18 protein-coding genes are annotated in these 16,077 nt (G+C 62.3%); 13 read left to right on the plus strand and 5 right to left on the minus strand.

Features of this window, described 5'->3' with window-relative positions:
* The first annotated feature begins 114 nt into the window (after positions 1-114).
* The 5 genes from dapC to B9N93_RS18825 all read left to right on the plus strand — a co-directional run bounded on the left by dapC (position 115) and on the right by B9N93_RS18825 (position 4,382).
* Entirely contained in the window at positions 115-1,314 is a 1,200-nt protein-coding gene (gene dapC, locus B9N93_RS18810) for a succinyldiaminopimelate transaminase (protein WP_085215760.1), read from the plus strand.
* Positions 1,315-1,324: 10 nt separating this feature from the next.
* Positions 1,325-2,416: an AAA family ATPase gene (locus B9N93_RS18815; RefSeq protein WP_176225330.1), complete on the plus strand. Its 1,092-nt coding sequence runs from the start codon at positions 1,325-1,327 to the stop codon at positions 2,414-2,416.
* Positions 2,417-3,067, plus strand: coding sequence for a DUF3226 domain-containing protein (locus B9N93_RS24945; RefSeq protein WP_125469058.1), 651 nt, complete (start codon positions 2,417-2,419; stop codon positions 3,065-3,067).
* A gap of 31 nt (positions 3,068-3,098) precedes the next feature.
* Positions 3,099-3,917, plus strand: coding sequence for a 2,3,4,5-tetrahydropyridine-2,6-dicarboxylate N-succinyltransferase (gene dapD / locus B9N93_RS18820; protein WP_085215762.1), 819 nt, complete (start codon positions 3,099-3,101; stop codon positions 3,915-3,917).
* Between the two features lie 63 nt (positions 3,918-3,980).
* Positions 3,981-4,382, plus strand: coding sequence for a hypothetical protein (locus B9N93_RS18825; RefSeq protein ID WP_085215763.1), 402 nt, complete (start codon positions 3,981-3,983; stop codon positions 4,380-4,382).
* A gap of 45 nt (positions 4,383-4,427) precedes the next feature.
* On the opposite strand, the gene B9N93_RS18830 is transcribed toward B9N93_RS18825, so the two are convergent.
* Genes B9N93_RS18830 through tatA form a run of 4 tightly spaced genes read right to left on the minus strand, consistent with a single transcriptional unit; the run spans position 4,428 to position 6,474 of the window.
* Positions 4,428-5,156, minus strand: a complete 729-nt coding sequence (locus B9N93_RS18830) for an SAM hydrolase/SAM-dependent halogenase family protein (RefSeq protein WP_085215764.1) — start codon at positions 5,154-5,156, stop codon at positions 4,428-4,430.
* The gene (tatC, locus tag B9N93_RS18835; protein WP_085215765.1) at positions 5,153-5,935 is read right to left on the minus strand and encodes a twin-arginine translocase subunit TatC; all 783 of its coding nucleotides are present in this window, start codon (positions 5,933-5,935) and stop codon (positions 5,153-5,155) included. Before tatC ends, B9N93_RS18830 begins: the two co-directional genes overlap by 4 nt.
* Positions 5,922-6,260 (minus strand): Sec-independent protein translocase protein TatB, encoded by a 339-nt coding sequence (gene tatB, locus B9N93_RS18840; protein WP_085215766.1) that lies wholly within the window; start codon positions 6,258-6,260, stop codon positions 5,922-5,924. Before tatB ends, tatC begins: the two co-directional genes overlap by 14 nt.
* A 13-nt stretch (positions 6,261-6,273) precedes the next feature.
* The gene (gene tatA / locus B9N93_RS18845) at positions 6,274-6,474 is read right to left on the minus strand and encodes a twin-arginine translocase TatA/TatE family subunit (RefSeq protein WP_085215767.1); all 201 of its coding nucleotides are present in this window, start codon (positions 6,472-6,474) and stop codon (positions 6,274-6,276) included.
* A gap of 430 nt (positions 6,475-6,904) precedes the next feature.
* Here tatA and panD point away from each other — a divergent pair, with 430 nt between their 5' ends.
* On the plus strand, positions 6,905-7,285 hold the full coding sequence (panD, locus tag B9N93_RS18850; RefSeq protein WP_085216335.1) for an aspartate 1-decarboxylase: 381 nt from the start codon (positions 6,905-6,907) through the stop codon (positions 7,283-7,285).
* A 28-nt stretch (positions 7,286-7,313) separates the two neighbouring features.
* Here panD and folP read toward each other — a convergent pair whose 3' ends face one another.
* Entirely contained in the window at positions 7,314-8,162 is an 849-nt protein-coding gene (folP, locus tag B9N93_RS18855; protein WP_085215768.1) for a dihydropteroate synthase, read from the minus strand.
* A 148-nt stretch (positions 8,163-8,310) separates the two neighbouring features.
* On the opposite strand from folP, the gene B9N93_RS18860 reads away from it, so the two are divergent.
* From B9N93_RS18860 to B9N93_RS18890, 7 genes are all read left to right on the plus strand, one after another.
* On the plus strand, positions 8,311-10,290 hold the full coding sequence (locus B9N93_RS18860; protein ID WP_085215769.1) for a VWA domain-containing protein: 1,980 nt from the start codon (positions 8,311-8,313) through the stop codon (positions 10,288-10,290).
* Positions 10,291-10,318: 28 nt separating this feature from the next.
* Positions 10,319-10,966, plus strand: a complete 648-nt coding sequence (locus B9N93_RS18865; protein ID WP_125469059.1) for a hypothetical protein — start codon at positions 10,319-10,321, stop codon at positions 10,964-10,966.
* Positions 10,963-11,847, plus strand: coding sequence for a hypothetical protein (locus B9N93_RS18870; protein WP_085215771.1), 885 nt, complete (start codon positions 10,963-10,965; stop codon positions 11,845-11,847). The genes B9N93_RS18865 and B9N93_RS18870 overlap by 4 nt, the downstream gene beginning before the upstream one ends.
* Before the next feature lie 162 nt (positions 11,848-12,009).
* Positions 12,010-12,285 (plus strand): YezD family protein, encoded by a 276-nt coding sequence (locus B9N93_RS18875; protein WP_439897118.1) that lies wholly within the window; start codon positions 12,010-12,012, stop codon positions 12,283-12,285.
* 115 nt (positions 12,286-12,400) lie between these two features.
* Positions 12,401-14,269 carry a porin gene (locus B9N93_RS18880; RefSeq protein WP_085215772.1) on the plus strand — a complete coding sequence of 623 codons (1,869 nt, stop codon included), beginning with the start codon at positions 12,401-12,403 and terminating at the stop codon, positions 14,267-14,269.
* 31 nt (positions 14,270-14,300) lie between these two features.
* A complete protein-coding gene (locus B9N93_RS18885; RefSeq protein WP_085215773.1) occupies positions 14,301-15,308 on the plus strand; it encodes a sulfate ABC transporter substrate-binding protein in 1,008 nt (335 codons plus the stop codon).
* 8 nt (positions 15,309-15,316) lie between these two features.
* On the plus strand, positions 15,317-15,874 hold the full coding sequence (locus B9N93_RS18890) for an RBBP9/YdeN family alpha/beta hydrolase (protein ID WP_085215774.1): 558 nt from the start codon (positions 15,317-15,319) through the stop codon (positions 15,872-15,874).
* Positions 15,875-16,077: the final 203 nt, after the last annotated feature.

A 16,077-nucleotide genomic window follows, 5' to 3' on the forward strand; every position in this document is an offset into this window, starting at 1 on the left:
GACCTCCTTCCATATAATCCAGGCACCGGCCCTTGCCATTGGAACCCCACCCCGCATCCCCTATACTATGCCCCGCTTATATCCAAGCCCTTGGAAAACCCAGAAATCATCGGCATGAATCCACACCTGCAAGCCCTACAGCCCTATCCTTTCGAGAAACTGGCGCAACTCAAACACGGCATCGCGCCCCCTGCCGACAAGCCCCATATCGCCTGGTCCATCGGCGAACCGCAACATCCCACCCCGGCCCTGATTACCGAAACCTTGATCGCCCATTTGGGCGGCCTGACGAATTATCCGGCCAGCAAGGGCATTCCCGAATTGCGCCAAGGCATCGCCGACTGGCTGGCGCGGCGCTTCAGCCTGCCCACCGCCGCGGTCGATCCCGAACGCCATGTGCTGCCCTGCGCGGGCACCCGCGAGGCGCTGTTTTCCTTCGCGCAATGCGTGGTCGATCCGCGTGAACGGCCCTGGGTGCTGATGCCGAACCCGTTCTATCAGATTTACGAAGGCGCGGCGCTGCTGGCCGGGGCCGAGCCGTATTTCCTGAACACCACGCGGGAGACGGGTTATCGACCCGATTTCGACGCGGTGCCGGAGGCGGTGTGGGCGCGTTGCCAATTGCTTTATCTCTGCTCGCCGGGCAATCCCACCGGCGCGGTGATCGATACCGCCACCCTGCGCCAACTGATGGAGCTATCCAGCCGCTACGGCTTCATCATCGCCTCGGACGAATGCTATTCCGAACTTTACGCCGACGAGTCCGCGCCGCCACCCGGTTTATTGGGCGCGGCCTACGCCATGGGCAACACCCAGTTCGAGCGCTGCGTGGTGTTCCATAGCCTATCGAAGCGCTCGAACGCGCCGGGGTTGCGTTCCGGTTTCGTGGCGGGTGATGCGGCCATTCTCAAGCAATACCTGCTCTACCGCACCTATCACGGCTGCGCCTTGTCGCTGCCGGTCCAGCACGCCAGCCTCGCGGCCTGGCGCGACGAAGCGCATGTGGTGGAAAACCGCGCCCTCTACCGGCGCAAGTTCGCCGCCGTGCATGACATCCTCAAGACTGTGCTGGACGTTACGGTGCCGCCCGCCGGGTTTTACCTGTGGCCGCGGACGCCGGGCGACGAACAGGCGTTCGCGCAAGGCTTATTCGCCCAGCAGAACGTGACGGTGTTGCCGGGCGGTTATTTGTCGCGGGAGGCGCATGGGATCAATCCAGGCCGGGGGCATGTGCGCATGGCCTTGGTCGCGCCATTGAATGAATGCGTGGAGGCGGCGCACCGAATCGCCGAGTTCGTCCGCGCCCTTGGATGAGGACAAAGCCATGAGCGACCTGCATTTGGATTCCCTGGAAATCAAGAACTTCCGTTGTTTCGAGCATCTGGTGATCGAGAAACTGGGGCGGGTGAATTTGATTGTGGGGAGGAATAGTGTGGGGAAGACGGCTTTGTTGGAGGCGTTGTGGATATTAACAACCAAGGCCGATGTACGGATAATTCAGAAAATACTTTATGACCGAAATGAATTAGCAAGCTATAAAGCGCCGGGTTCGATTCCATCAGTCTACGTAACACAAATAGAAGCTAAAGAACAATCAGAAGCGTTTAGAAAGCTCTTTTTTGGTCGCCCAAAAAAAATAGAAAAGCCCGCTTTTTTGCGCCTTAACGAAGAACAGATGAAATTATCCTTGGATGAATTCGGAGGAGAGAGTTTTCAAAATTATCTCAATTTACGTCCAATCGTTTATGTCACTGGCGACCAAGCCGGAACCTTTTTCAATAACTGGCTTCCTTATCCGCAAAAAGATCAAATAGAATCTTTGACCATATCCGCATCCCTTGAAAACAAATCAATTCTAATACCAACCAGCGGACTTCCTTGGCAAGCTTTAAGCAGCTATTGGGACGCAGTAGCTCTAACCGATTCTGAAGATAACATTATTGAAGCCCTACGGATTATTGATCAAAAAATCAAACGTCTGACATTTAAAGGTGAACATCAACCTGACAAAACAAGATTTCCAATAGCAAGAGTTGAAGACCAAGACGAAACACTTCCTCTTGCAAGCTTAGGAGAAGGAGCAACTAAATCGCTTGGCTTGGCTTTAGCAATGGTAAATTGCGACGACGGCTTTTTACTTGTCGATGAGTTTGAAACCGGCCTCCATTACTCCGCACAGACTGAAATTTGGCGGATGGTTTTTAGGATAGCAAATCAACGCAATATTCGAGTCTTCGCCACCACCCATAGCTGGGACTGCGTCGAAGCCTTCCAAGAAGCCGCCGAAGAAGACCAAAACGAAGAGGCAATGCTAATCCGCCTACAGCGGAAAAGGGATAGCAGCGGGATTGAAGCCATTAATTATGATGAGCGGCGCTTGGAGATCGCGACCCGGCAAGGCGTAGAGGTTCGCTAGATGAGCCGGAACCTATTGGAATATGGAAAACATCTGCCGGGACAATTATTAGTAGAAGGTAGCAACGACTTCCATGTGCTGTGCAGCTTATTTCAAAAAAGAAAAATCCCAAAAAACGTTTTCGGGATAAAAGAAAAAGGCAGCTATGAAGAGTTGCGAGACGGCCTAGATATTGAACTCGATGTCGAACACGTCGAAACCATAGGCATCATCGTAGACACCGACACAAATCTGGACTCTCGCTGGCGCGACATCCATACCCTTCTCGTCTCGTTAAAATATACCGAAATCCCAGATTCTCCATTACCACAAGGATGCATCCTTTCCGGGCGAAAGCGGTTAGGTGTTTGGCTGATGCCAAACAATGAAACCACAGGGATATTGGAGAACTTCGTTGCCCATTTAGTCCCTGACCCCGAAACCAATCCGCTATGGCTTCATGCCAAGCGCGTTGTTGCCGACTTACCAAACGAACTGCAAAAATTTCCCAAAGCCCGCTCGGCCAAAGCCGAAATGTATACATGGTTGGCGTGGCAAAAAGACCCCGGCATTCCAATGGGACGAGCGATTATGGAACGCTATCTAGACCCGGATTCTCCATTAGCCGATCCATTTATAGACTGGATCAAGCGCCTCTTCCAACTCCCCTAAAACCCCCATCATCAACCGCAAGCAAGCACCCATGTCCAACCTAGAAACCACCATCGACCAAGCCTTCGACAACCGCGCCGAAATCTCCCCCACCACGGTCAGCGCCGAAATCCGCGAAGCCATCCAAGAATCCCTCCACCTCCTCGACAGCGGCCAGCGCCGCGTCGCCGAGAAAATCGACGGCCACTGGGTCGTCAACCAATGGCTCAAGAAAGCCGTGCTGCTGTCCTTCCGCATCAACGACAACCGCGTCATCGGCGAAGGCGACCTGCGCTACTACGACAAGGTCGAACCCAAGTTCGCCCAGTTCGGCGAGGCCGAATTCAAGGCCCAGGGCGCGCGCGCCGTGCCGGGCGCGGTGGTGCGTCGCGGCTCCTACATCGGCCCCAACGTGATCCTGATGCCCTCCTTCGTCAACATCGGCGCGTTCGTCGATGCCGGCACCATGGTCGATACCTGGGCCACGGTCGGTTCCTGCGCCCAAATCGGCAAGAACGTCCACCTCTCCGGCGGCGTCGGCATCGGCGGCGTGCTGGAACCCTTGCAGGCCGGTCCCACCATCATCGAAGACAACTGCTTCATCGGGGCGCGTTCGGAAGTGGTCGAAGGCGTGGTGGTCGAAGCAGGCTCGGTGATTTCCATGGGCGTCTACATCGGCCAAAGCACCAAGATTTACAACCGCATGACCGGCGAGGTTACTTATGGTCGAATCCCTGCTGGCTCTGTGGTAGTGTCCGGCAACCTGCCGGCGAAGGATGGCAGCCACAGCCTCTACTGCGCGGTCATCATCAAGCAGGTGGACGAAAAAACCCGCGGCAAAGTGGGCATCAACGAATTGCTGCGCGACTAATACCGGCGGCGGGCCGACCCGCCGCCCCCACAACAATCCATTTATCGAAAGAAAGGTAAGACCATGAAGAAGAGTTTGTTCCTGGCCGTGGCGATGCTGGTTTCCGGCGGCGCGTCCGCTTCCACCGAACACTACGTACTGCGCGATGGCAACCACGTCCATCACCTGAAAATCACTAAGATCGGCGAGGACGTTTCCGTCACCACCGACATCGACTTCGAGCCGAACAGCGGCGAACAAGGCGGCAAAGCCTGCTCCGCCTCGATCTCCGACGACGCCAAGCAAGTGAGCGCCAACGAGCTGGTGGTGAAGAAGCAGATTCCCAGCGAGGCCCATTACTGCACGCTGAGCATCCATCTGAGCGCGGACGGCGCCAAGATCGACCAATCCGAGGAATGCGGCTATTTCGCGGCGGGCATCTGCCACTTCGATAGCGATGGGAAGGAACTGGTGCGGGTCAAGTAAGCCCTGGACCCGAGACGAAGAAGCCCCGCCTGGCGCGGGGCTTTTTTATGGCGCGGAGAAAGCGACGCCCGCGCCCACGGCCAGACCCAGCGCCCGGTCGGCCCGGCCCCGGTTGACCGCGATTTCGACCAGGTCCATGGAATTGCGGTACCACAGCGCCGCGCCTTCCGGCACTTCGCAGAAGGTGCCCGCCTGGGGGATGCGTTTCCCATCCACCCACAAATCCAGCCCGTCCAGGTCGGCGCGGTGGCGGATGCCGGTGATGGCGTTGCCGTAGTGGTCGCAATAGATGATCTCGGGCCAATCCAGCGGCCACCCGGCCCCATCCGGCCCCGCATACGGCGTGCCCTCCCAAGCCCAATCGCCCAGGGCGATCCGGGCCGCGATGGGCGCGAACAAATCCCTGCCATGGAAACTCATCGACAGCCGTTCGGGCCGCCAATCGATGCGCCGCCATTCACCATCGCCCGCCTGGAGCGCGACCGTATTGAAAAGGCCGTTGTCCGGCCCCACGAACCAGCGCCCATCTGCCCTCAACACCACCGGCGCGCGCGCCCCGCCCACGCCCGGATCGACCACGCCCAGGAACACGCTGTCCTCGGGGAAATAGCGGCACAACGCGGCCAGCAGATAGGCACTGCGGCACGGGTCGCCGGTGGGCGCATCGCTCAACAGGTTGATGACAGAGACGCCCGGCGCCTCCCGCCGCAACACGGCCTCCATCTGGCCCAGATACGGCCCTTCCGCCCCGAAATCGGTAAACAGCAGGATCATGGGGCGTCGGCTTCGGTTTGATCCTCGATGGCCGATACCGACTTGGGCACGAACAAGCGCGAGAACACCAGCCCCAACTCGAACAGCATCCAAATCGGCACTGCCAGCATCGTCTGCGACACCACGTCCGGCGGCGTCAGCACCATGCCGACCACGAAGGCCAGCACGACGGCATAGGGCCGCTTATCGGCGATGTTCTCGCGGGTCATGATGCCGGTCGCGACCAGCAAAATCGTGGCGATGGGTACCTCGAACGACACCCCGAAGGCGAAGAACAAGGCCAGCACGAAATCCAAATACTGGGTGATATCGGTCATCATGGTCACGCCCGGCGGCGTGGTCATGATCATGAACTGGAAAATGACCGGAAACACCAGGAAATAGGCGAACGCCATCCCCCCATAGAACAACAGGATGCTGGCGACCAGCAAGGGCAGGGCGAAGCGCTTTTCATGCCGGTATAGCCCCGGCGCGATGAAGGCCCAGGCTTGGTGGAGGATGAACGGCATGCTCGCGAACACCGACACCACCAAGGCCAGCTTGAACGGCGCGAAGAACGGCGAAGCCACCCCGGTGGCGATCATCTGCGACCCGGCGGGCATATGTTCGACCAACGGTCCCGCCACGAAGGCGTAAATCTCGTTGGCCTTGAACGACAGCCCGGAAAACACCAGCAACACCACCACGATGCAGCGGATCAGCCGGTTGCGGAGTTCGACCAGATGGGAAATGAACGGCTGTTCAAGACCACCGCCATCGTCGAAGTCAGGCTGGGCCATCGCTGTGCCCCCCATGGTCGGCGTCGGTGGCCGGGGACTTGTCGGGCAACGGCTTGGCAGCCGCCTCCTTGCCCGTGGCGGTCACGCCCTCCACATAGGCGCGGCCTTCCTGTTGCAACTTTTGCTTCTGCTCGCGCAAAGTCTGCTGCAATTCCTGCAACTGCAATTCGTGGTCGATTTCCGATTTCACCGAGGCCACCATGGAACGGGCCTTCCTGATCCACAGCCCCGCCTCCCGCGCCACCCGTGGCAGGCGCTCCGGCCCGAACACCAACAGCGCCACCACGCCCACCAACACCAATTCCGAAAAGCCGATATCGAACATGGCCTTGATTCCGTCAGCCCGCGTCCTTGTCCGCGTCCTTCTTCTCGGCGGCGGCATGCGCGGCAGGCTTGTCGTCCTCGCCCTCGCTCATGGCGTTGCGGAAGCTCTTGATCGCCGATCCCAGATCGCCGCCGAGGTTCCGCAGCTTCTTGGTGCCGAACAGCAGCAGCACGATGACCAGCACGACCAACAGTTCCTGAATACCGATACCCATAGCTCGAATCTCCCGAATGGACATTTTCCAAAAAAACAACGCCCCGCGCGGGCGGGGACGGGCGGGGGCGGTGCCCCTCCGGCCTAAGCTTACCGGAATCTGGTTGCGCCCACAGCCATGGACGTACAGCGCCGGCCATTCCCGATTTGGACCCAAAGCGACCGCACCTAGCGTCATTCCGGCAGGGAGCGCCGGAATCCAGGCCATGGACGCGCGGCTCCCATCGATACAACCGCCCGGATCAAGCCGCGATGGTGCCCAGAATTCGTCCTCCCTGGCCCTTGGATTTCGGCATCCCCGCCGAAGCGACGGTATTTTCCGTCCGCCCCGGACCCGCCGCGGGAAATATCAGTGTCGCTCCAGAGCGGTTGTGATGGACGGCGGATTTCTGGAAAATATCCGATTTGCCATCGCACAGAAGAGTTACCCCATGCAATCGACGATGCTGAAAGCCAAAATACATCGCGCCCGCGTAACCCATTCGGAACTCGAATACGAAGGTTCCTGCGCCATCGATGGCTTATTGCTGGAAACCTCGGGCATCCGGGAATACGAGCAGATTCAGATTTACAATGTGAACAACGGGGAACGCTTCACCACCTATGCCATCCGGGCGGAAAACGGTTCCGGCATCATTTCGGTCAATGGCGCGGCGGCGCGGTTGGCGGCCCCCGGCGATATTCTGATTATCTGCGCCTACGCGATACTCGCGCAGCACGAGTTATCGGATTATCAGCCGACCCTGGTCTATGTGGACCCGGATAACCGTATCGTCCGCACCAGCAACGCCATCCCGGTGCAAGCCGCCTAGTCCTGGCCTGGAATCCCGGCGGGAAGCTTTATATTCCCGCCGCCAGGATGGCTGCGGCGACATCGGCGGCCTGGCGGTTCTCCCTGACATCGTGGACCCGGAATATCCCCACTCCCTGCGCCACGCCCCAGGCCGTGGTCGCCACCGTGGCCCCGAGCAACTGGTCCGGCCGGGTTTCCCCGCAGATCGCCCCCATGAAGCGCTTGCGGCTGGTCCCCAGCAATACGGTATGGCCGGTCGCCACCAACCGCCCCAGTCCCGCCAGTAGCCTCAGATTATCTTCCCGCCGCTTACCGAAGCCGATACCGGGATCGAGGATAATATTATCTGGCGGAATACCCGCAGTGAGCGCCGCCTCGATCCGCGTTTCCAAAAACCCCAGCACCTCCGCCACCACATCGCCATAACCAGGGTTATCCTGCATGGTTTTCGGCGCACCTTGCATATGCATCAAGGCGATGGGGACATTCCTACGGGCCGCGAGCGCCAATATCCCAGGATCATCCCGGCCCGCCGCGACATCGTTAATCATATCGGCCCCGGCGTCCAAAGCCGCTTCGGCCACGGCGCTCCATGTGGTATCGATACTGATGGCAAGCTCCGGGGATAATTTTCCGCGAATGGCCCGGACAATCGGCACCACCCGTTCGATTTGCACGGCCACCGGCACCGGGTCGGCACCGGGCCGGGTGGATTCGCCGCCGATATCGATGATATCCGCACCCTCGTCCGCCATCCGCGCGGCCTGGGCCAAGGCCCGCTCCAGGTCCAGAAATCGCCCACCATCGGAGAAGCTATCCGGGGTCGCGTTCAAAATGCCCATGATCAACGGCCTTCCGGCCCGCGCCTGCCAACGCTCCAAGTTTGCCTCCGACATAAAAATCCATAAAAAACAACCGATTATTTCAAACCCGCCCGGTCCACTCCACTCCGGCCCTCTTGGACTAAGCTTTTGGACAATCCGCAGCCGCAAATACTAGGACCCGGCGGGCCGATCCCCGCCAACAGCCAACACCCCCGAAACCATGGCGCTCCGAATCCTACACAGTTTCGCCCTGCTGTTGTGGCTGGCCTTATCCGCCGCCAGCGCCCAGGAACCGCCCAGCGATATCCGGGTGCTGATCGACACCTCCGGCAGCATGAAGCAAAACGATCCCCGCAACCTCCGCATCCCCGCACTGAAACTGCTGATCGAACTCCTGCCCATGGGTAGCCGGGCCGGTATTTGGCTGTTCGACGCCGCGCCCCAGGTCTTGGTGCCCACCGGCACCGTGGATGCGGCCTGGAAAGCCAGGGCGCTGCAATCGGCCAATAAAATCCACTCCCGCGGCCAGTTCACCCATATCGAGGCGGCCCTGGACGCCGCCGCACAAAGCTGGTTCGCGGCGGGCGGGACGGGTCCGAACCGGGGCGTCTTGCTGCTGACCGACGGCATGGTCGATGTCTCCAAGCAGGCCGAGGCCAGCGCCGCCTCGCGCTCGCGCATCGTCGCCGAATTGCTACCCAAACTCCAGGCGGCGGGCGTCCATGTCGATACCATCGCCCTGTCCGAGCAATCCGACCGCGAACTGCTGCGCCAACTCTCGCTCGCCACCGATGGCTGGAACGAAACCGCCGACAGCGCCGACGCCCTGCAACGTAGCTTCGTGCGGATGTTCAACCAAGTCGCGCCGCAGGACGGCCTGCCCCTGCGCGACAACCGCTTCAAAGTGGACGCCGGCATCCAGGAATTCACCGTGCTGGTCCTCCTGAAACCGGATGCCCAACCCACCCGGCTGCGGGCGCCGGGCGGCGCGGAATCGACCCAGGCCCACGCCCCGCCGCAAACCCGCTGGGTCCACGAACCGGGCTACGACCTCGTCACCGTCAGCCATCCGGCGGCGGGCGAATGGAAACTGGTCGCCGACGAAGACCCCGACAACCGCGTGCTGGTGGTGACCGACCTCAAGCTGGAGGTCACGCCGATCCCGAATTTCGTGGCCCCCGCGGAATGGCCCACCGTAGCCGCCGGGTTCAGCGAACACGGCCAAGCCGTGGCGCGGCAAGATTTCCTGGGCTTGCTGAAGGTCGGGGCCACCCTGGCGCAGGGCACGGAACACCAAGATTTCCCGATGCCCCAGGACGCCCAGCATCCCGAGCGCTTCACCCTGGACCTGGCAGCCGCGCCCGCGCCCGGCAGCTATACCCTGACCGTCACCGCCGACGGCCAGACCTTCCAGCGCGTCGCCAAACAAAATTTCCAGGTGTTGGAAGACCTGGTCCGGGTTGCTATCGAGCGCGACACCCAGGCCGAACCGCATACCCTGAACCTGACCATCGCTCCGAATCCTCAGGCCATCCAGCCCGACAGCCTGGTGGTGAAGGCCAAGCTGGCCGGGCAATCCACCGAACTGGCGGCGGAACGCGAGGGCGCGGCTTGGCGCTACACCCTACCGTTGGCGGCCCACGGCACCGTGAATGTCTCGGCCCAGGCCAAGACCCTGGACGGCAAGAACGTGGCCGTGCCGATCAAGCCGCTGGTCCTGGGGGAAACGGCGCCAGCGGAACCCCCCCATGGCCACGAACCTATCCTACATACACCGGCCAGCGCCCACGGCCATGAACCCGCCGCGCACGAACCCGCGGAACCCCAGCACGAACCCGTCCAGCACACACCGGCCAGCGCCCAAGACCACGAACCCGCCATACACGAACCGCCCGCCGACCCGCACGACCACGAACCCGCCGCGCACGAACCGCCCACCGACCCGCACGACCACGAACCCGCCACACACGAACCACCCGCCGACCCGCACAGCCACGAACCCGCGCCGGAACATCATGAACCCGTAGCGACGGAACCCGAACCTGCCGCCGCCGCCCACGCCGAAAACTGGCCGGTCACGGCGGCGGAAGCCTTGGGCATCAATGCCGCGTTCATCGCCGCCGGATTCTTCGCCCACCGCCAGATCAAACAACGCAAAGCGGCCGCCCTCGCCAAACTGCTGGGCAAACTCTCGCCCTGAGGCCGCGCCCATGGAGGAAACCGCCGTCATGATCGAAATTCCCCAACTGGCCGCCGTCCTGGCCACCGAGGCCATCGTCGCCCTCCTGTGCGCCCTGGTCTTGCTATGGTACCTGGGCGCACGGAAAACCCGCGCCGAACGGGGCGAAGCCGCCGCCCTGGTGGAGCGCATCAACAGCGAAGACGAAGCCCACGAACAACGGCTCGCCCAGGCCTTGTCGGACGGCGGCAACCTCGCCCCTTCCCTGCGCGACAGCGTCCTCACCGAAGTCCTGAACAAGGAAAAAGCCCTGTACCGGCAGGCCATACAAGCCTTCCTCAGCCGCGACCCCGCCAAGCTGGCCGAGATCGACCGCCATGTCCAGGGCATTTCCGAACCTTACTGCCGCTTGATCGCGGAATTGCTGCGCCAAGCCCCGCGCCCGGAATCCAACGCCGGACTCGAAGCCGCACTGGAACACGCCCAGGTCGAAAACGCCGAGTTGCAACACCGGCTCGGGAAGACCCTGCAAGCCTTGGAGGATGTCTCGCAGGAATACGCCCGCATGTTCGGCAATCCCCATACGGCGCAGGAGCTTAGCGCCAGCCTGGACCGGGTGCTGGCCGCGTTCGGGCGGATCACCGAACCGGGCGCAACCACGACCGGCACGGACGGCCCGCCCGAGCCTTCCGCATGAACGCGCTGGCCTGGGTCTTATTGGGCGAACTGGGGGTGGCGCTGGCGGCGCTGGCCTTGGGTTTGGCACTGGCCGGGCGGCGGCGCTCCCGCAGACAATGGGCGGCGCTGGAAAAACTGCTGGACGGCGTGGCCAGGGGCGAAAAACGGCGGCGGCTGGAATTACAGGAAGGCTTGGAATCCCGCCACGGCCTGGACGCCGAGACCGCCGAGCGGGTCGGCGCGGCCTTGTATGCGGAAGAAAAAGCGTTCCTGCGGGAACTGGTCCCCCTGCTGGCGGGCGGCGATCCCGCCCAACTCGCCGCATTGCATCCCGCCCTGACCACGCTCATGGACCGCCAGCTCGCCGTGCTGGGCGAGGCCCAGGCCACCGCGCCCCGGCTTGAACCCTGGCCAGACGAGCCACCGCCGGAGGCGCAAGACGCCACCGCGATGCTCATGGAAGCCTGGAATATCCCCGCCGACGACACGGCGCGGGAAGCACCCGAACCGGCGACCGCGGAAGATACGCCCTGGCCCGAAGACCCGCCCGAATCCGCCGGAAACATGGCAAGCTTGGAAACCTGGGACGCCCCCGACGACGACACGGCGGCGGACACACCGCCAGAAGCAGCCGAGCCGATAGCCGGGGAGACAGACCCGCCCGCAGCGCCCGAATCCATCGCGGATACCACAGCCTTGGAAACCTGGGACGCCCCCGACGACGACATGGCGGCGGACACACCGCCAGAAGCAGCCGAGCCGATGGCCGGGGAGACAGACCCGTCCATCCCGGAATCCGAAACCGCCCTCTTGATGGCCGCTTGGCAAGGCATGATGGCGGACGATACCCCCATCGCCGCGCCGGAACCCACCGCCCAACCCGATCCAACCCACAAGTAAGCGCGGCCCCATCCAACCTACCCATCGGAGCCGCGTTTAACGCATCGGCCCAAACGGGCATCCATTCCGCCGGATCGATAGGCCTCGGGCCACAGTTTAAGAACAATCAGCTATAACCATTTTTTGTTTTATTCTTTTTTGTTCCATACGGGCGTTGTTACCATGCTCCGCAATAGCGGATGGGCTGGTCCCATCCATTCCATCAGCGTGCCGCCCGGACCCACAGCCATGGCCTTCGACCACCACCCCCCCCACGCCGATCCCGAACCCGGCGCGAAAAAAATCCTGGAAGCCCTGCGCGGACTCCGCTTCGGCTCGGTGGAAATCACCGTCCACGAAGGCCGCATCGTCCAGATCGAGCGCAAGGAGAAATTCCGTCTGAACCTCGCCTGCCCCGAAGCCGGCACGGCGGAAGCCCTGGAAATCCGCCGGTCCTGACCGCCGCCGCCCACCCGGAACCCAGCCTACCGGACCCCCGGCGGCAATCCTAAGCAGCTTGACGGACCGACCGGAACACCGGAAGCCCAGGCGTTACAAATTCAAAGGCAAGCATATGAATCACCGATGGTCCCAGCGCCTGGCAAGCGGCGCGGGCGCGGCTTGGTTGGTGGGCTTCGCGCCCACCGCCCCGGCCCTGACCGACGAACAGCGTTTCGAGCGCTTGGAACGCCATATCCTGGAATTGGAAAAACGGCTGGAACATTCCGAGACCGAGAACGCCAAGCTCCGCGCCAAACTGCCCCCGGCCACTGCGGAACCCCCCACCAAAACCAGCGCCGTCGATCCCCAGATGAAGGCGCTGGACCAAAAGGTGAAGGTGCTGGAACGCAAGCTAGAAGTGGACAAGGAAGCGGCGGACAACGCCAAGAAAGCCTCGGCCAAGATCGAAGCCGGCCCGGACACGGGGTTCCGCATCACCTCCGCCGACGGCGAAAACCAGCTCCGGCTGCGCGGCTTCGTGCAGGCCGACGGCGATTTCTTCCTGGACGACAATCCCCACAATGGCGAGGGCGTCGGCCTCAATGCGGCGGGCCAGCCCAATCCCATCCAGGCCGGCACCGGGCTCGGGGTCGATAAATTCACCATCCGCCGCGCCCGCCTGCAATTCGCGGGCACCTTGTTCAAACATGCCGACTTCCTGGTCGCGCCGGATTTCGGCGGCGGGCAGGCGCGTTTGTTCGACGCCACCCTGGACCTACATTATTTCCGCTTCGCCAGCCTCGCCGTGGGCAAGCAAAAAGCCCCGATCAGCCTGGAACGCATCCAGGCCGCACCCAATATCCTGTTCGTGGAACGCGCCTATCCCACCGAATTGGCCCCGAACCGCGATATCGGCGTGATGCTGCACGGCGAATTCGGCAAGCCCGGCTACGAGCCGAAATACACCTTCGTCAACCAATCGACCGAATTCCTCAGCTACCAGTTCGGCGTGTTCAACGGCACCGCCGACAACCAAGCCGTGCAGAACTCCGATACCGCCACCTTCGACGACAAATCCTTCGATGGCCGCATCTTCTCGCATCCGTTCCAGCATTCCGGGGTGGAATCCTTGGAAGGGCTGGGCCTGGGCGTCGCGGGTAGCTACGGCACCCCGACCAACCAAAACAACCTGCCCGCCCTGGTCTCCCCCGGCCAGAACAACATCCTGACCTATGCCACCGGCACCACCCAGGCCGGTTCCAGCACCGCCGTCGCCGTGACCCAGGCCAACACCCCCGCGACCGGCAAGCAAACCATCACCACCACGACCACCACCACGACCACCAGTTTCTCGGCGGCCCTGGCGGACGGCGAACGCTACCGCATCTACCCGCAGGCGTATTGGTACTGGGGACCGTTCGGGCTGTTCGGGGAATACGCCTATTCCTCACAGGACTTGGCGGTACAACAGACCGACACCACCACCACCGCCGTCAAGACCGATGTCCGCTCGACCGTGGCTTCCAACACCACCTCCACCACGTCCAAGACCACGACCAGCGCCAGCGCCAACGGTCCCCGCAACGTGAACCCGACCCGCCAGAACAACCAGGCTTGGCAAATCGCCGCTTCCTATGTGCTGACCGGCGAGGACAACACCTTCCAGGGCATCAAACCGCGCCATCCGTTCAACCCTTTCGAGGGCCAATGGGGCGCTTGGCAATTGGCGGCACGGTGGAGCGAACTCGATATCGACAAGGACACCTTCAAGAACTTCGGCACCGCCTCCAAGCCGGTGTACCTGTTCTCCGATCCCAGGAGTTCGGTGCAGCACGCGACCTCCTGGGCCGTGGGCTTCAACTGGTGGCTGAACCAGAACCTCAAGTTCATGGCCGATTACGAGCAAACCCATTTCGAGGGCGGCGCGGTCAACACCGACAAACAAGCCGTGGACCGGCCCACCGAAAAGGTCTTCTTCACCCGTTTCCAATTCACCTATTAAAAGCTCCGACCCACCGCACAGGCACCCCACCATGAAAACCATCGCCCAGGCGCTGCAAGCGCTGTTGTTCGCCTCCACCCTGGCCCTGGCCCAGCAGGCCGCCGCCGGGGAATTGACCCTGCTCAACGTGTCCTACGATCCGACCCGCGAATTCTACGAGGACTACAACGCGGCCTTCGCCAAGTATTGGAAAGGCAAGCAGCACGAGGACGTGTCCATCAACCAATCCCACGGCGGCTCCGGCAAGCAGGCCCGCGCCGTGATCGACGGCCTCGACGCCGACGTGGTCACCCTGGCCCTGGCCTACGACGTGGACCAGCTCTACCAGAAGGCCAAACTGATCCCGGAACATTGGCAATCGCGTTTACCCAATAACAGCGCCCCCTATACCTCGACCATGGTGTTCTTGGTGCGGGCGGGCAACCCCCTGGGGATCAAGGATTGGCCCGATCTCGCCAAACCCGGCGTGGCCGTGGTCACGCCCAATCCCAAGACTTCCGGCGGCGCCCGTTGGAACTATCTGGCGGCCTGGGGCTATGGCGTGAAAAAACTGGGCGGGGAACCGGCGGCCAAAGATTTGATCACCAAGATTTATAAGAATACCGCCGTCCTCGACAGCGGCGCCCGTGGTGCGACCGTGACCTTCGCCGAGCGCGAAATCGGCGATGTGCTGATTACCTGGGAGAACGAGGCGTTCCTAGCGCTCAAGGAATACGGCAAGGACAAATACCAGATCGTCACACCCTCGCTCAGCATCCTAGCCGAGCCGCCCGTGACCGTGGTGGACAAGGTGGCCGCGAAGAAGGGCACGGCGGAAGTCGCCAAAGCCTATCTGGAATACCTCTACAGCCAGGAGGGCCAGGAACTCGCCGCCAAGCATTTCTACCGTCCGCGCGATCCGGCCATCCTCGCCCAGCACGCCAGCGTGTTCCCCAAGGTCGAATTGTTCACCCTCGCCGAGGTGTTCGGCGACTGGAATAAGGCCCAGGCCACCCATTTCGCCGATGGCGGGGTATTCGACCAAATCTACGGCCATTGAGGATTCGGATGGCGGCCTTGCTCATCGTGCCCGGCCTCGGCGGCAGCGGTCCCGAACATTGGCAGACGTGGTGGCAAGCCCAAGTCCCGGACGCCGTGCGCGTCGAGCAGGCCGATTGGCACGCGCCCGACCTGGAGCGCTGGTCGCGGCGGGTCGGCGCGGCCTTGGAACAAACCGGGGAACCGGCGTGGTTGGTGGCCCATAGCTTCGGCTGCCTGGCGGCGGTCCACGCCGCGCTGGCCCGGCCCGGACGGGTGGCGGGCGCTTTCCTGGTCGCGCCCGCCGACCCGGCGCGGTTCGGCCTGGACACCGCCCTGCCCGCGACGGCTCTGCCCTTTCCCGCCCTGGTGGTCGCCAGCGCGGACGACCCCTGGATGAGCCTCCCCCGCGCTCAGGAATGGGCCGGGCGCTGGGGCTGTGCCTGCCGCAGCCTGGGCCGAGCCGGGCATATCAATGTCGAGGCGGGCTACGGTCCCTGGCCCGAGGGACTCGGGTTGTTTGCCTCCTTGCAAGCAACGGATACGCACCAGCATCGTCCGGCGCAACAGCGGATCGCCCAAATCTGAGCCGGGCCAGGGCGGCACGGCGGATTGGATACCGCCCAATCGGCCCGGTTTTCCAGTCTTGCCGACCCACGCCAGGTCCGGCCATCGATTCGCACGGAACTTGCATATTGTAAAATTCCGCACCCGCGCGGCGGCGACCACCGCCCATCGCGAGGACACCTACCCGTAACCGACCCGACATCAAGCCGTCAGCCGGCCACTGT

This window comes from Methylomagnum ishizawai (assembly GCF_900155475.1).
Classification (GTDB): Bacteria; Pseudomonadota; Gammaproteobacteria; order Methylococcales; family Methylococcaceae; genus Methylomagnum; species Methylomagnum ishizawai_A.

Excerpts from the sequence above, each read along its gene's own strand:
- dapC (WP_085215760.1), top strand. The coding sequence starts at position 115 with ATGAATCCACACCTGCAAGCCCTACAGCCCTATCCTTTCGAGAAACTG.
- B9N93_RS18815 (WP_176225330.1), top strand. The coding sequence starts at position 1,325 with ATGAGCGACCTGCATTTGGATTCCCTGGAAATCAAGAACTTCCGTTGT.
- B9N93_RS24945 (WP_125469058.1), top strand. The coding sequence starts at position 2,417 with ATGAGCCGGAACCTATTGGAATATGGAAAACATCTGCCGGGACAATTA.
- dapD (WP_085215762.1), top strand. The coding sequence starts at position 3,099 with ATGTCCAACCTAGAAACCACCATCGACCAAGCCTTCGACAACCGCGCC.
- B9N93_RS18825 (WP_085215763.1), top strand. The coding sequence starts at position 3,981 with ATGAAGAAGAGTTTGTTCCTGGCCGTGGCGATGCTGGTTTCCGGCGGC.
- B9N93_RS18830 (WP_085215764.1), bottom strand. The coding sequence starts at position 5,156 with ATGATCCTGCTGTTTACCGATTTCGGGGCGGAAGGGCCGTATCTGGGC.
- tatC (WP_085215765.1), bottom strand. The coding sequence starts at position 5,935 with ATGGCCCAGCCTGACTTCGACGATGGCGGTGGTCTTGAACAGCCGTTC.
- tatB (WP_085215766.1), bottom strand. The coding sequence starts at position 6,260 with ATGTTCGATATCGGCTTTTCGGAATTGGTGTTGGTGGGCGTGGTGGCG.
- tatA (WP_085215767.1), bottom strand. The coding sequence starts at position 6,474 with ATGGGTATCGGTATTCAGGAACTGTTGGTCGTGCTGGTCATCGTGCTG.
- panD (WP_085216335.1), top strand. The coding sequence starts at position 6,905 with ATGCAATCGACGATGCTGAAAGCCAAAATACATCGCGCCCGCGTAACC.
- folP (WP_085215768.1), bottom strand. The coding sequence starts at position 8,162 with ATGTCGGAGGCAAACTTGGAGCGTTGGCAGGCGCGGGCCGGAAGGCCG.
- B9N93_RS18860 (WP_085215769.1), top strand. The coding sequence starts at position 8,311 with ATGGCGCTCCGAATCCTACACAGTTTCGCCCTGCTGTTGTGGCTGGCC.
- B9N93_RS18865 (WP_125469059.1), top strand. The coding sequence starts at position 10,319 with ATGATCGAAATTCCCCAACTGGCCGCCGTCCTGGCCACCGAGGCCATC.
- B9N93_RS18870 (WP_085215771.1), top strand. The coding sequence starts at position 10,963 with ATGAACGCGCTGGCCTGGGTCTTATTGGGCGAACTGGGGGTGGCGCTG.
- B9N93_RS18875 (WP_439897118.1), top strand. The coding sequence starts at position 12,010 with ATGCTCCGCAATAGCGGATGGGCTGGTCCCATCCATTCCATCAGCGTG.
- B9N93_RS18880 (WP_085215772.1), top strand. The coding sequence starts at position 12,401 with ATGAATCACCGATGGTCCCAGCGCCTGGCAAGCGGCGCGGGCGCGGCT.
- B9N93_RS18885 (WP_085215773.1), top strand. The coding sequence starts at position 14,301 with ATGAAAACCATCGCCCAGGCGCTGCAAGCGCTGTTGTTCGCCTCCACC.
- B9N93_RS18890 (WP_085215774.1), top strand. The coding sequence starts at position 15,317 with ATGGCGGCCTTGCTCATCGTGCCCGGCCTCGGCGGCAGCGGTCCCGAA.